At 63.0% G+C, this 14,144-nt stretch carries 15 protein-coding genes; 5 read left to right on the top strand and 10 right to left on the bottom strand.

Annotated elements, in window-relative coordinates; all coding sequences use genetic code 11:
* Positions 1-100 precede the first annotated feature (100 nt).
* From BA190_RS20670 to BA190_RS20695, 6 genes are all read right to left on the bottom strand, one after another.
* Positions 101-790, bottom strand: a complete 690-nt coding sequence (locus tag BA190_RS20670) for a CatB-related O-acetyltransferase (RefSeq protein WP_082979919.1) — start codon at positions 788-790, stop codon at positions 101-103.
* Positions 791-1,022: 232 nt separating this feature from the next.
* A complete protein-coding gene (locus BA190_RS20675) occupies positions 1,023-1,853 on the bottom strand; it encodes a transporter substrate-binding domain-containing protein (RefSeq protein WP_068291507.1) in 831 nt (276 codons plus the stop codon).
* A 25-nt stretch (positions 1,854-1,878) separates the two neighbouring features.
* The gene (locus tag BA190_RS20680) at positions 1,879-2,529 is read right to left on the bottom strand and encodes an amino acid ABC transporter permease (protein ID WP_068291509.1); all 651 of its coding nucleotides are present in this window, start codon (positions 2,527-2,529) and stop codon (positions 1,879-1,881) included.
* Between the two features lie 9 nt (positions 2,530-2,538).
* Complete coding sequence (locus BA190_RS20685) at positions 2,539-3,210, bottom strand: amino acid ABC transporter permease (protein WP_068291510.1); 672 nt, start codon at positions 3,208-3,210, stop codon at positions 2,539-2,541.
* Between the two features lie 195 nt (positions 3,211-3,405).
* Entirely contained in the window at positions 3,406-4,044 is a 639-nt protein-coding gene (locus BA190_RS20690) for a hypothetical protein (protein ID WP_068291512.1), read from the bottom strand.
* Positions 4,045-4,343: 299 nt separating this feature from the next.
* Complete coding sequence (locus BA190_RS20695; protein WP_068291514.1) at positions 4,344-5,420, bottom strand: substrate-binding domain-containing protein; 1,077 nt, start codon at positions 5,418-5,420, stop codon at positions 4,344-4,346.
* Between the two features lie 240 nt (positions 5,421-5,660).
* On the opposite strand from BA190_RS20695, the gene BA190_RS20700 reads away from it, so the two are divergent.
* Together BA190_RS20700 and BA190_RS20705 are read left to right on the top strand one after the other, a co-directional pair.
* The gene (locus BA190_RS20700) at positions 5,661-7,115 is read left to right on the top strand and encodes an aldehyde dehydrogenase family protein (RefSeq protein ID WP_156771617.1); all 1,455 of its coding nucleotides are present in this window, start codon (positions 5,661-5,663) and stop codon (positions 7,113-7,115) included.
* Positions 7,116-7,232: 117 nt separating this feature from the next.
* Complete coding sequence (locus tag BA190_RS20705) at positions 7,233-8,198, top strand: methionyl-tRNA formyltransferase (protein WP_068291517.1); 966 nt, start codon at positions 7,233-7,235, stop codon at positions 8,196-8,198.
* Positions 8,199-8,262: 64 nt separating this feature from the next.
* Here the strand turns inward: BA190_RS20705 and hppD are convergent, their stop codons facing one another.
* Positions 8,263-9,366: a 4-hydroxyphenylpyruvate dioxygenase gene (gene hppD, locus BA190_RS20710; protein WP_068291519.1), complete on the bottom strand. Its 1,104-nt coding sequence runs from the start codon at positions 9,364-9,366 to the stop codon at positions 8,263-8,265.
* A 142-nt stretch (positions 9,367-9,508) separates the two neighbouring features.
* Between hppD and BA190_RS20715 the strand changes: the two genes are divergently transcribed.
* Positions 9,509-9,991 (top strand): Lrp/AsnC family transcriptional regulator, encoded by a 483-nt coding sequence (locus BA190_RS20715; protein WP_156771619.1) that lies wholly within the window; start codon positions 9,509-9,511, stop codon positions 9,989-9,991.
* A gap of 15 nt (positions 9,992-10,006) precedes the next feature.
* Here BA190_RS20715 and BA190_RS20720 read toward each other — a convergent pair whose 3' ends face one another.
* Entirely contained in the window at positions 10,007-10,864 is an 858-nt protein-coding gene (locus BA190_RS20720; protein ID WP_068291521.1) for a LysR family transcriptional regulator, read from the bottom strand.
* 151 nt (positions 10,865-11,015) lie between these two features.
* Here BA190_RS20720 and BA190_RS20725 point away from each other — a divergent pair, with 151 nt between their 5' ends.
* Both BA190_RS20725 and BA190_RS20730 read left to right on the top strand, forming a co-directional pair.
* Positions 11,016-12,590, top strand: a complete 1,575-nt coding sequence (locus tag BA190_RS20725) for an MFS transporter (RefSeq protein ID WP_068291523.1) — start codon at positions 11,016-11,018, stop codon at positions 12,588-12,590.
* Positions 12,591-12,705: 115 nt separating this feature from the next.
* Positions 12,706-13,314 carry an HAD-IA family hydrolase gene (locus tag BA190_RS20730; protein ID WP_068291525.1) on the top strand — a complete coding sequence of 203 codons (609 nt, stop codon included), beginning with the start codon at positions 12,706-12,708 and terminating at the stop codon, positions 13,312-13,314.
* A 68-nt stretch (positions 13,315-13,382) separates the two neighbouring features.
* Here BA190_RS20730 and BA190_RS20735 read toward each other — a convergent pair whose 3' ends face one another.
* Positions 13,383-13,913: a chromate transporter gene (locus tag BA190_RS20735; RefSeq protein WP_068291526.1), complete on the bottom strand. Its 531-nt coding sequence runs from the start codon at positions 13,911-13,913 to the stop codon at positions 13,383-13,385.
* Positions 13,913-14,144: chromate transporter (locus BA190_RS36510; protein WP_371260360.1), on the bottom strand; the 232-nt coding region annotated here is incomplete at its 5' end. The genes BA190_RS20735 and BA190_RS36510, both read right to left, overlap by 1 nt.

Here is a 14,144-nt window from a genome sequence, read left to right on the forward strand (position 1 = left end):
TCAAAGTAACATCTTGATTATGTAATGACCTGACGGGTGACAAGGCAGATCGCTGATTCATTGGGCTGGCGTTTCCTTTTTCAACCGCCCAGCGACATAGTCAAAGCTGCGCGACGAACGCGACCGGATCCCGTAGCAGCGACGCCTTGGCCCTAATCGCCTCGTCCGGCCAGGTCCACCAGGCACTGGCCAGCAATTTTTCGACGGTGTCGTCATCGAAGCGATAGCGGATCAGCCTGGCTGGCACTCCGCCCATGATGGCGTAGGGCGGCACGTCCTTGGTGACGACCGCGCCACCGGCGATCACCGCACCATGCCCGATGGTGATGCCGGTCATCAGGGTCACCCCCATACCGATCCAGACATCGTGTCCGATCACGATCGGATCGTTCTTGGGATAATGGCGGTCGATCGTTTCGTCGACGATGCCCCAGCCTTCGAGATAAGTGGCGGGGCTGGTCGAGACGAGATCGAGAGGATGGTTGCCGCCTGAGACCTTGATCTCGGTGGCGATCGAGCAAAAAGCGCCGATCTCGCCAATCTTGGATTGCTTGGTGCAGAGCGGGCGATATCCGTAGCTGTACTTGCCGACGCGGATACCGAAGCGCTGCTCGACCAGCGCCCGCATGAAATCGTCGCGCGGACCATAATGCGAGCGCGACCATTTGGAGACTTTGCGCAAGGCGAAGCGAGGCAGCCCGATTTGCAGCAAGCGCCGATGCAGGGCGGAACGAATGACGATGTCGTCAGGCGCATAGGTCAGGGTTGTCGCTTTGGAGGAGATTACCACGGCTGGCTTTCGTTTTTCGCTGTCTGCTCTCGGCCGGGTCAGGCCTCCTTATGCGACGATCGAGGAGGGATCGCCGAGACTTCCGTTGCCTATACCAACTCTACCCGTTTCCTCAACGGCTTCTTCAGGCCGTCTGCTGGACGATCTTGGCCTGAAAACCGCTAGATGCGGTCTTCGCCGGTGTATCGCCGGCCGGGGAGGATGAACCGCACCAGCCGGTGAAGCGGCGTCATCAGAATTTCGGCATGGGCGGCAGGGGGGCCAGGGGAGAGCCGAACCATTTCTGGTTGATCTGGCTGAGTTGCCCGTCGGCGACGATCTCGCCGATAAAGCCGTTGCACCATTCCTGCAAAGCGGTATCGGCCTTGCGGAAGGCCATGCCGTTGGCCTGTTCCTTCATCTTGAACTTGGCCTCGATGCCGAGGCTGGCATAGTCTTTGGTGAGCTGGGCGAGTACCGTATTGGAGGCACCGATCGACTGCACTTGCCCCGAGATCAGGGCCTGGGTGGTGGTGGCGTCGTCGTCGAAGCGCATGATCTGGGTGCCTGATGGCGCGATCTGCGAGACGGTGATGTCCTGTGTCGAGGCACGCGCCACGCCCACGGTGACACCCACGAGATCTTCGGGCTTGGTCACCTTCAGGTCCTTAGGGCCCATGATATAGGTGGTCAACGTGCTGTAGGGATTGGAGAACAGCACCTGCTTCATGCGTTCGGGCGTGATGCCGAAAGTGGCGATGAGCAGGTCGACCTTGTTGGTGAGCAGATAGGGGATGCGGTTGGGGCCGGTCACCGGCACCAGTTCCAGCGAGACTCCGAGCTTCTTGGCCATCAGGGCGGCGACATCGGCATCATAGCCGGCCGGCTTCTGTTCGGTGTCGGTGCCGCCGAAGGGCGGGTAGTCGGTGAGGACACCGACGATCAGCTTGCCGCGCGCCTTGATTTCATCGGGCGTGGCGGCGGAGGCAGGCCCGGCCGCGAGAGGCAGGGCCAGGGCGGCCATGCCGGCGGCCAGATACAGGCCCAGCCGTCGGCGCGAAATCGGATATGTCGAAGCCATCATCGTTTCCTCTCCTTGATCGAAATTCTCAGCGTCTGGCGACGGTCAGCCGCCGCTCCATGGCGCGGCTCCAGAGCGACAGCGGCCAGCACACCAGGAAATAGGCGAGCGCCACCAGGCCGAAGATGGTGAAGGGCCTGAAGGCCGCATTGTTGATGATCTGGGCCGCGCGGGTGATCTCGACGAAGCCGATGATCGAGGCGAGCGAGGTGCCCTTGATGAGTTGCACCAGGAAACCGATGGTCGGCGGAATGGCGATACGCACCGCCTGGGGAATGACCACCTTGAACATGCGCGGTACGTAGGTGAGGGCGAGGGCGCGGGCCGCCTCGCTCTGGCCCGGTGGCACCACTTCGATGGCGCCGCGCCAGATCTCGCCGAGAAAGGCGCTGGCATTAAGGGAAAGGCCGATCGCCGCCGCCGTCCAGGGATTGACGTCGATGCCGAAGATGCCGGGTACGAAGAAGGCGAGGAAAAGCTGCATCAGCAGCGGTGTGCCCTGGAACAGCTTGATATAGCCCATCGCCAGCCAGCGCAGGGGTCGGATCTCGGACGTTCGCGCCAAGGCGACGACAAGGCCGCCAATGCCGCCGCCGATGAAGGCGGCCAGTGAAAGCAGCAGCGTCCAGCGCAAGGCCAGCAGGATGTAGAGGATGTCGGCTTCGCTCAATACACGCATACCGCCCCCCTATCGCCGGCTCGGCTGGCGCAGGAAGGCGCGCTCTATGCCTGCGAACAGGCACCAGAACACGATCGACAGGGCCAGATAGATCGCGGTCGCCACGAAATAGACCTCGAAGCTGCGGAAGGTGCGCGATTGGATGTCGCCAGCCGCTGCGGTCAGCTCGCTGGCGGCGATGGCCGAGCAGACGCTGGAATTGAGCATGAGCAGGATGAACTGGCTGGTCAGCGAGGGATAGATCGCCTGGATCGCCGGCTTGAGGATGACGAGACGAAAGATCTGCAGCGGCTTGAGGCCGAGCGACTTGCCGGCCTCGATCTGGCCTTTGGAGATGCTCTCGATACCGGCGCGGATGATCTCGATGCCATAGGCGCCGACATTGACCACCAGCGCGAGCAGCGCCGCGCTGTTCGAGGACAGGCGCAGGCCGAGCGAGGGCAGGCCGAAAAAGATCACGAAGACCTGGATGAGGAAGGGAGTGTTGCGGATCAGCTCGATATAGGCGTCGATGGCATAACGCAGCGGAGGGGGGCCGGAGGTCTTGGCGAGTGCCCCTATGACTGCCACCACCATGCCGATGGCCATGGCCAGTCCCGAGAGTATCAGCGTGTGCAGGGCGCCGGCCGCAAGCTCCGGCCAGTAGGCGAAGACATCAGCGAACTCGAACTCGTAACTCATGCCGTCCGCTCTTGCGGCAATCCGGCAGCGGCTCGGACGGAACAGCCCACGCAGCGTCTCCCCTTGACGTTCCCGTTAAGCGCCCGATCTTCGTGGGCCTCGATCGTGAGGGCAGCTTTGCATGGATGGCCGGCAGGGTGAAGCACCTGCCGGGCAGATATCCAAGGATAGTTGGGACAACCTGCAAAGGAGCGATCAGCGGGCCTTGCCGGGCAGGATCAGGCCAGGAGAAACGGCTCCAAGCACGACTGGCTTGTCCTGGCCGCAACGGAAGGAGCGGGCATGTTCGTCGGCGATCTTGCGCGCGAGCGTATTTGCGTCGTCATTCGCGCGAGCATCGACATAGCCGACATGGCAGGTGCCGTCCTTGCCGAGACGGGTGACGACCAGGACGCGGCCGGATGCGGGCGAGGAACCCTCGGCATCGGCCTTGTGGTCCGCCTCCGTCATCACTTGCCATTGCAGGATGGTGGCGAAGGGCAGCCTCTCGCCAGCGGCAAGACGCCATTCGACCTTGCCGTGATCGGCGCTGTTGAAGGCCGCGAAGGTTTCGTTGGCAGCCAGGTCGTTGGCGCCGGCCTTGCCGAAACTGACGAACATGCGCTGGTCCCCGGCGGCAAGCCGCATCGGCAGGCCACGATAGCCCGGGCAGCGCCAGCTGCCGTAATCCTCCTCGTCGCCTCCAGGCTGGTGAGGGCACTTGGCGGTGTCGAAGCTGGTATAGGCGCTGGTGAAAGGCTCTGCCGCCAACGCGCCGGAGGAGAGCAGCAGCACAACCGCCAGTGCCAGCAGGAAACTGGCAAAAATGGTCTCGACGATGTCGTTGCGTGTCATGGCGCTCCCCTGTCTTTCCGGTATCGCTGATGTCCTTCTAGGGGGATGGCGGCGCAGATACTGTGCAGGATCACACGAGGGCGCCCCGAGAAAAGGATGTTATACCAAGTCTCGAAATCCTCGACCCGTCATCCCCGGCTGAGCCACTCACGAGCGCAGCGAGGGAGAGCGAAGGGAAGGGGATCCAGGGGCCATAGGGCGCGACTTTTAGTCCCTGGATCCCCTTCCCGGGGTCTTCGACCCCGCCGGGGATGACAGAGCTCATCGCACGAACGGGTCAATCATTCGGCGAGCCGGTATTACTCCGATTTGCGGAAGACATCCCGGATGGTCTTGATCGCGCCGGCCTCCTTTACGCGATAGCCCGGCAATTGCGAGATGGCGGTGTGGAATTCCTGGCCGCGCATGACCGCCAGCACGCGCTGCATGGCCGGCTGGTCAAGGATCTGCTTGTGGCAGACGAAGACATAGTCTTCAGTGAGGAGGCGTACGAAATCGAGGCCGAATTGTCGGGCGGCCGCCTCGACCCCGAAGGCGACGTCGGCGAGACCGCTGGCGACATAGGCGGCGACGGCGGCGTGGGTGAATTCGGAATGCTCATAGCCGTTGATGCGGCTGCCATCGATGCCATGCTGGGCCAGAAGCTGTTCGAAGACGAGCCTCGTGCCGGAGTCCGGGTCGCGGTTGACGAAACGGATCGCGGGATCGAGCAGTCTTTCCAGCCCATCGATACCGCGCGGATTGCCGCGCTGCACGATCAAGCCGACTTCGCGTGTCACGAAGGAGATCACGCGATGTAGGTTGGGGTTGAGCCAGCCCTTGCTGGCGGCGATGGCGCGCTTGCGCAATTCGCCCTGCGGCAGATGCATGCCGGCAAGGTCGCAGCCGTCATGGACCAGCGAAACCAGTGAGCTCTGGTTGCTGACATAACGAAAATCGATATCGATGTCCGGCTCGCGGCTGAGAAGCTTGCGCAGCTTGGGCACGGCGAAGCCGTGGCTGGCATGGATGCGCAGGACCAGGGGCCCGTGCGGCAGCATCTGGTTGATCTCGGTTTCCAGTTCCTGCGAGAGGTTCTGTAGCAGCGGTCCCAGCCTGGCTTCCAGCCTTTGTCCCGCCCAGACCAGTTTCTCCCCGAAGGGCGTGAGGCTGGTGCCGCTGCCCTGCCGGCGGACGACGATGGGCGTGCTGAAGAACTCGGACCATTTTTCGATCAGGTTCCAGGCGTGGCGATAGGAAACATTCGCCTTATCAGCGGCGGCGGTGATCTTTCCGGTGGCGCGGATCTCGGCGAGGAAATCCAGCATGACCTGGAGCGATTGCGCGTCTTCCTGCCGGTGAAAACGCCAAACGGGCTCGATCTCGATCCGGATCATGCCGCCTCTCCCGCTCCGAGCCTAGAGGCTCGGACCTCGATATATGAAATAGAAAACATATTATATTGGCTACAACATAGGATCATACGTTCATAACTCCGCTCTCTCTTATAAGCAGAAGATTTCATATTCCCATGATTTTATTGGGTAACTAGCATGATTTCTGTCTTGCATCCGACGAGCTTCGTCGTCGGTCAAAGCATTAGATATGAACTATAATACATATATGGGAGCTCTAACGTGCTGAAACGGGTATATGGCGACATTCATGACCTCCTGATCGATGGCCGGCGCATCGCCGCCGCTTCCGGACGCAGTTTCGAGACCTTGAATCCGGCAACCGGTGAGGTCGTTGCCCGGGTGGCGGAGGCGGATGCCGGCGATGTCGACACCGCCGTGCGCTCGGCCCGTGCGGCCTTCGAAGGCAGCTGGTCGCGCATGAAGGCCAGCGAGAGAGGAGCCTTGCTGCTGAAGCTGGCTGATCTCATTCGCCGCGACGAAGACGAACTGGTGCGGCTCGAAAGTCTCGATTCCGGCAAGACGGTTTCTGCCATTCGCCGCCAGGATCTGCCCGCGGTCCTCGATACGCTCACCTATTATGCCGGCATGGCCGACAAGATTAACGGCCAGGTCATACCGGCCCGCACCGACGCCTTGACCTATACGGTGCGCGAGCCGCTGGGGGTGGTCGGCGCCATCATCCCCTGGAACTTCCCGCTGATGATCGGCATGTGGAAGATTGCGCCGGCTCTGGCCTGTGGCTGCACCGTCGTGCTCAAGCCGGCCGAACTGACGCCTCTCACCGCCCTGAAGATCGGCGAGCTCGCGCTGGAGGCAGGTTTCCCGGCTGGGGTGCTCAATGTCGTGCCCGGCTTCGGCAAGATCGCCGGCCAGGCGCTCGTCGACCACATGGATGTCGACAAGATCACCTTTACCGGCTCCCCCGTGGTCGGGCGCCAGATCCTGCAGGGCGCGATCGGCAATCTCAAGCGCGTGACACTCGAACTGGGCGGAAAGTCGGCCAATATCGTCTTCCCGGATGCCGATCTCGACGCCGCCGCCAAGGCGGCCGGCGCTGGCATCTTCTTCAACACCGGGCAGGTCTGCTCCGCCGGCTCGCGCATTCTCGTGCATGAGAGCGTCTATGACGAGATGGTCGAGCGGCTGGCGGCCCGCGCCCGCTCGATCCGTGTCGGCGATCCCCTGGAGGCAGCCACGAGCATGGGGCCGCTGGTCTCCGAGGTGCAGATGAAGCGGGTGCTCCGTTATATCGATATCGGCCGCAAGGAGGGCGCCTCGGTCGTCGCAGGCGGCGCAAGGCATGGCAAGACCGGCTACTTCGTCGAGCCGACCGTGTTTGCCGGCGTCCGGCACGAGATGCGTATCTCCCAGGAGGAGATCTTCGGGCCTGTCGCGGCCGTCATTCCCTTCAAGGACGAGGAAGAGGCGATCCGCCTGGCCAATGGCACGGTTTACGGGCTGGCGGCGGGCGTGTGGACGGGGGATATCGGCCGCGCCCATCGCTTCACCCGTCGGCTCAAGGCCGGCACGGTCTGGGTCAACACCTACGGCCCGACCGACGTGCGCCTGCCTTGGGGCGGGGCGCGCGATTCAGGCTTCGGCCGCGAACATGGCGACGCCGCGATCGATAATTTCACCGAGCCCAAGGCGGTGTGGATCAACACCGGCGCCTGACCAAAGCCAGGTTTGCCGAACGCCGGTGTGAACACCGGCTTTCCCGACGACAGGACGCGTTTTCCAACCCCGCGCGAGCGGGGGCGGACCTTCTTTGCCTGAATTCATGGAGATATCATGCGTATCGCAATCATCGGCCAGCAAGCGTTCGGCAAGAGCGTGCTGGAGGCCTTCCTGGCGCGCGGCGACGAGGTGGCTGCCGTCTTCTGTGCTCCCGAAAAGCCGGGTGCCCGGCCGGATCCGCTCCGCCTCGCCGCCGAGGAGCGCGGACTCAAACTGTTCCAACTGCCCAATCTCAAGAGCCCGGCGGCCGAGGGCGCCCTGCGCGCGCTCGATGTCGATCTCGCCGTCATGGCCTATGTGCTGCAATTCGCGCCGCAATCCTTCGTCAACATCCCCAGGCACGGCACGATCCAATACCATCCATCCCTGCTGCCGCTCTATCGGGGCCCGAGCTCGATCAACTGGCCGATCATCAAGGGAGACACGCAGACGGGCCTCACCATTTTCCGCCCGACGGATGGGCTCGACGAGGGGCCGGTGATCCTGCAGAAGACCGTCGCTATCGGCTCGAACGACACGCTCGGCACCGTTTATTTCGACCATTTGTTCCCGCTCGGCGTCGCGGCCATGCTCGAGGCTGCGGATCTGGTGGTGGCCGGGCATCATTCCGAACATGTCCAGGACGAAAGCCTTGCTTCCTATGAGGGCTGGTGCCGGGAGGCCGAGGCCAGGATCAATTGGAATGCGCATGCCGAGGCCGTCCACAATCTCATCCGGGGCTGTGATCCGGCCCCCGGCGCCTGGACGATGGTACAGGGCAGGAAGGTCCGCCTGTTCGGCAGCGTCCTGCGGCCGGTGCGCCGTTTCGGTGATGTCGGCGGGAAGCCCGGGGAGATCGCTGCCATCGGCGAGCAGGGCATTGCGATCGCGGTGCAGGGCGGACTGATCGAGATTGCCACTATCCGCAACGATGCCGGGCAGAAGCAATCGGCGGCTAGCTTTGCAAAGTCGCACGGCCTTGCGGTTGGGGATCGCTTCGAATCCGATGCCGAGGAAGGCCTCGCCGCTGTTGCGGGCTGACGGCGTAGACAACAATGCCGACGCCGCGATGGCGTCGGCTTCTTCTTGATGCTTCTGAAAGTGGCTACTCGGCAGCCAGGGCGCCGCGCCGGATCTGGTCCTCTTCGATCGACTCGAACAGAGCGCGGAAATTGCCCTCGCCGAAGCCCTCGTCGCCCTTGCGCTGGATGAATTCGAAGAAGATCGGGCCGATCACCGTCTTGGAGAAGATCTGCAAAAGGATCTTGGTCATGCCACCATCGCGCACGCCTTCGCCGTCGATCAGGATGCCGTGCTTTTTCATGCGCTCGATCGGCTCATCATGGCCATTCACCCTGGCATGGGAGCGCTCGTAATAGGTATCGGGCGGGCCCGGCATGAATTTCAAGCCGTTGGCAGCCAGCCTGTCGACCGAGTCATAGATGCCCTCCGTCCCGACGGCGATGTGCTGGATGCCTTCGCCATGATACTTCTTGAGGAATTCCTCGATCTGGCTGGTGTCGTCCTTGGACTCGTTGAGCGGGATGCGGATCTTGCCGCAGGGCGAGGTGATGGCGCGGCTGACGAGGCCGGTAATGCGGCCGTCGATGTTGAAGAAGTGGATCTGCTTGAAGCCGAACAGCTCGCGATAGAAGGCCCACCATTTGTCCATGTTGCCGCGATAGACGTTGTGGGTGAGGTGGTCGAGATAATAGTAACCGACGCCCGCCGGCTTGGGGTCGGGCTCGCCCAGCCAGTCGAATTCGCGATCATAGGTCGAGCCTTTGTCGCCATAGGTCTCGATGAAATAGAGCAGGGAACCGCCGATGCCGACGATGGCCGGCACGTCCAGCGTCTTGTCGCTGCCTTCATACGGCGTGGCGCCGCGCGATATCGCATGCTCGAAGGCATGCCTGGCATCGACCACGCGCCAGGCCATGGCGGGCGCGCAAGGGCCGTGGGCCTCGACGAAGCGCATGGCGTGGCTGCCGGGCTCGGCGTTGACGATATAGTTGATGTCGCCCTGGCGCCAGACCGTGATGTCCTTGGTCTTGTGGGTGGCAACCGGCACATAGCCCATGCTGGTGAACAGTGCCTGCAGCTTGGCGGGCTCGGGATGGGCGAATTCGACGAATTCGAACCCGTCCGTTCCGGCGGGATTGTCGGGAGTGATCGCCGCCGGCGGCGCATCATGCGGGAAGGGACCCATAATTTCCTCCTGCTGTGAGGGCGATGTCGCGCCCTCGACTTTGTGGGGAATTGTGCCACCTTGCGCATGCAATGTGCTTGCATCTTTCGCGTGTTCGGCGAAAACTATGCACGAAACACGCATGAAATCCCGGATTGATGCAATGATCGATCTCGATGCTTATGATCTCAGAATCTTGCGGGAGCTGCAGCGTGACGGCCGCCTGACCAATATCGAGCTATCGGAGAAGATCGCGCTGTCGGCATCGCAATGCTCGCGCCGGCGCTCCCGCCTGGAGGCATCGGGGGTGATCTGCGGCTACCAGGCCAGCCTCGATCCGCACAAGGTCGGGCTCGACCTCCTGGTGGTGATCTCCGTGACGCTCGCTACCCACAATCGCGACAATGCCCGTAAATTCGCCCAGCTGGTCAACGACCTGCCCGAGGTGCTGGAGGCCTATGCTCTCACCGGCGAGATGGATTACCACCTCAAGGTGGCGACGCGCGGCCTCGCCGGCCTGTCACGCTTCGTCAACGAGGTGCTGCTGCCCCATGATTCCGTGCAGCATGTGAAGACCTCGATCGTGCTGGACACGCTGAAGCGCTTCGAAGGGCTGCCGCTCTCGAGCCTGCAGGAGGAAGAATGATGCTTGCTCCGTGCCTCAGGTCGTCCGGTGTTCCCGGAAGGCCGTGGTGAGGATGCGCAGGGCATCCCGCGCCCGCGGCGACAGCGCGTTGCAATGCAGGATGATTTGCGAGGGCGGCAAGGGAGGCAAGCCGAGCTTGGCGCTGACTTCGATCACGCCGGGCGGGGCGACGCGGTGGGCGAGGGCTGCAACCGCGACGCCGGCGGAAACGGCAAGGTTGAGGGCCGAGCCGCCGCCGCCGACGAAGGTCTCGCTCCAGGCAAGGCCTGCCTGTTCGAGAGCCTGTGTGGAGCGCAGGCGATCGGGGCAGGTCTCGCACATGCTCAACATGGCGAGCGGCAAGGGATCTTCACGCCGCCATTCGAAGCCGGGTGAGGCGTACCATCCGTAATGGGTCGCCGAAAGCGGTGTGCCCGGCCGTCGATCGTCCTCGTTGTGGACGATGACGGCGTCGAGCCCGCCTTCGTCGAGAGCGGCCATCAGCATGGTGGTGGTGTCGATCTTCACCTTCAAGGTGAGCGTCGGGTCGTGGGCGTTGAGCTGCGCCAACAGGGCCGGCAGTTCGGGGCCGGCGACATGATCGACGAAGCCGAGCGAGAGCCGGCAGGGCGCCGACGCGAACTCGGCGATCGCCCGTTCATGGGCGGCGATGAAGTCGCGGGCGGCAGGCAGGAAGGCAGCGCCGCGCGGCGACAGGCGTACCCGCCGCGGCGTGCGCTCGATCAGCCTTGCGCCGAGCTTCTCCTCCAGGCGCCGCAGCTTGACGCTGATGGTCGCCTGCGTGCTGGCCAACGCCTCGGCGGCCCGGGTAAAACTCTGCAAGTCTGCCACCATCACGAAGGCCTTGACGGCATCGACATCCAGCGTCGTCATTGCATCAATACCATTTTGTCATTTCTGAAATAGATGATGATCGTCTTTTTATATGATCGGCCATCTTCTATGTGAGGACAACCGTCTTTTTCAAGAGCCGGGGGAGGAGTGCGCGGCTATCGCCGCCGGCCCCGGACCGGGTTGTTCGATCATGACTTTTCAGACAGGGCGCAATGCTGTCGCATTGGCGGGCGTATGTCTCGCTTCCCTCTTGTTCGGGCTGGAGATTTCCAGCGTGCCGGTCATCCTGCCGACCCTCGAAACCGCGCTCAAGGCCGATTTCAAGGATCTGCAGTGGATCATGAATGCCTACACCATCGCCTGCACCACCGTCCTGATGGCAACCGGCACCCTCGCCGATCGCTTCGGCCGCAAGCGAGTGATGATCATTACCACCATCGCTTTCGCGCTGGCCTCGCTGATCTGCGGTCTCGCACAGGGGGCGCTGGTGCTGATCATCGCCCGCTTCCTGCAGGGCCTGGCGGGCGGGGCGATGTTGCTATGCACGGTGGCGGTGCTCTCGCACCAGTTCCAGGAGGGCGCCGAGCGTGGCCGGGCCTTTACGGCCTGGGGCATCGTCTCGGGTGTCGGCCTCGGTTTCGGGCCACTGATCGGCGGCCTGATCGTCTCGCTTTCCAACTGGCAGTGGGTGTTCCTCATCCATGTGCCACTTGCGGTCGTGGCGCTGCTTCTCGTCGGTATCGGTGTCCGGGAGTCGCGCGATCCTCAGGCAAAGCGCATCGATTTGGCCGGCATCGTCACGCTGTCCCTGGCCGTGTTCGGTTTCTCCTATCTGATCACCCAAGGAGCCGATCTGGCACCGGGCATGCGCTGGGGCGTCGCCGCAGTGGCCATCGTCGCCTTCGTTGCCTTTCTGGCGGCCGAAAAGGTCAGCCCGCATCCGATGTTCGACTTCTCGGTGTTTCGCATCCGGCAGTTCTCGGGCGCGATCATGGGCTGCATCGGCATGAATTTCAGCTATTGGCCCTTCATCATCTATCTGCCGATCTATGTCTCGAGCGGCCTCGGCTATGACGCGACGCAGGCGGGCCTGCTGCTCCTGGCCTATACATTGCCCTTCATGGTCGGCCCGCCGCTCGGCGAGGCCCTGCGCCGGCGCTATCAAGCCCGGATCGCCATTCCGCTCGGCCTGATGACGATTGGTGTAGGGTTCATCGCCATGAAGATCGGTGCCGGTGTAGAGGGCGCCAATTGGCTGACCCTGCTGCCGGGCCTTCTGATCGCGGGCCTCGGCATTGGCATCACCTCGACGCCCACCACCAACACCACCACCGCCTCGGTGTCGGCGGACAGGGCGGGCATGGCCTCCGGCATCGACATCAGTGCTCGCCTGATCACCCTTGCCATCAATATCGCGGTGATGGGTCTCGTCCTGGTCGAAGGCATCCGCGCCTCACTGCAAGCGAGCCTTGGGGCGGCGCTGGCGACCGAGGAACTGCGGACGTTGGCGGAGAAGGTTGCCGCCGGCAATCTCGTAAGCTTGACCCAGGACGTGCCCAAACTCGCCGGGGCGGATCCGTCCGGCACTCTAGTCCACGCTGCGCTGGTCGACGGCTTCGAGCTGGTGATGCTCTATGGCGGCATTGGCGTGATCGTGCTGGCCATTCTCAGCTACCTCATCTTCGGATCCGGACAGACACAGACAATGGGCAAGGCCGAACGGGAGGTTGCGCCTTCACCAGCCGTTGCCTTGAAAGGAGAATGAAGTCTCCAGCTGTATATAAAGGGGTACAAATAGTCGAGCGGCGCCGATGAACCTATCGGCGCCGCAATGCCTTTCTAGTCCTTGCACCGGATCTGGTTTGAAAGCGGGAAGCATCATGTCGTCGTCGCCTTTCCAAGCACTCGTCTTCGATCTCGGCGGTGTCGTGGTCGAGCACGACAATGCCGTGCTGTTCGAGCGCCTGGCTTCGCGCTGCCGTCCCTCCTGGACACCCGAGGAGGTCGTGAGCCTGTTTCGGCAATCGCGCTGGGGCACGGGAACGCCGATCCGCCTGTTTCACCAGCAATTGGCGGAGGCCGGCGGCTATGAGGCGCCCTGGGATATCTTCGTCGAGGATTGGAACTGCCATCTCGCCGTCAATCCCTCGATGCTTGCCGTCATGGAACGCCTAGCGAAGCGCAACCGGGTGATGATCTTCTCCAACACCAATCAGGAACATTGGGATTTCGTGCGGAAGGCATCGGGCGGCGTGCTGGCTGGTTTCGAGCCCTATCTCAGCCACGAGATCGGGCATGAGAAGCCCTCGTTGCGTTCCTTCCAGGTGGTCGCCGAAAAGGCGGGGATCGATCCTGCCAGCTCCATCTTCTTCGACGACCTGCCTGCCAATGTCGAAGGTGCAAGGCAGGCCGGGTTCCAGGCCGAGGTCTTCCAGGGCGAGCCGTGGCTGCTGTCTTTCCTGGAAAGGCGTGGTGTTGCCCTGGGCTAGGCTTCGAGGCCGGTGGCGGGTCCGGCGCTACGCTGTCATTATTGCAGATCTTCTTCGTCGTCCCCGCTTCAGAACTGGGTAAGCCCGCTCAGTCCGATCGCGGCGCCTCCCGCCAGCACCAGCAAGGGATGGATGCGAGTCGTCGCGGTGAGGAAGGCGGAGAGGGCGATGATACCGGCCAGCAGCCAGGTTTCGGCGGAGGCTTCGGCGATCACCGCGGCACTCGCCGTAACCAGCCCTACCGTCATCGGCAGCAGCCCCGCCTGTACCTTCTGCCGCCAGGGCCGGTCACGGAAGCGGTCCCAGAGCCTGACGGCGACACCGGTGATGAGGGAGGAGGGGCCGAACTTGGCGAGCGAGGTCACCAGCACGCCCGGCAATCCCGCGACATGCCAACCCACCAGCGGCACGATCATCATGTTCGGGCCGGGGGCGGCCTGCGCGAGGGCAAACATCGCACCGAATTGCTGTGCCGACATCCAGTGATGGATATCGACCACCTGCCGGTGCATTTCGGGCAGGATGGTATTGCCGCCACCAAAGGCAAGCAGCGAAAGCTCCGTGAAGATCAAGGCAAGGGCCAGCAGGGTCGACGCCATCACGCTTTCCTCCAGGCCAGGAAAATGCCGAGGGGCGCCAGGACCAGCATGGTCGCCAGCAGAGGCAGGCGCAGGACGGCGATAGCCAGGAAACAGGCACAGGCGATCACGATGCCGGCGGGATCGCGCCGTAGCGGACGCGCGACCTTGATCGCCATCGAAATGAGAAGCCCCGCCGCAGCCGCCGAAAGCCCTGCAAAGAGGGGCTGGATATGCGGGTCGGCGTGGAAG

The sequence above is a fragment of the Labrys sp. WJW genome (assembly GCF_001676615.1).
Taxonomy (GTDB): Bacteria; Pseudomonadota; Alphaproteobacteria; order Rhizobiales; family Labraceae; genus Labrys; species Labrys sedimenti.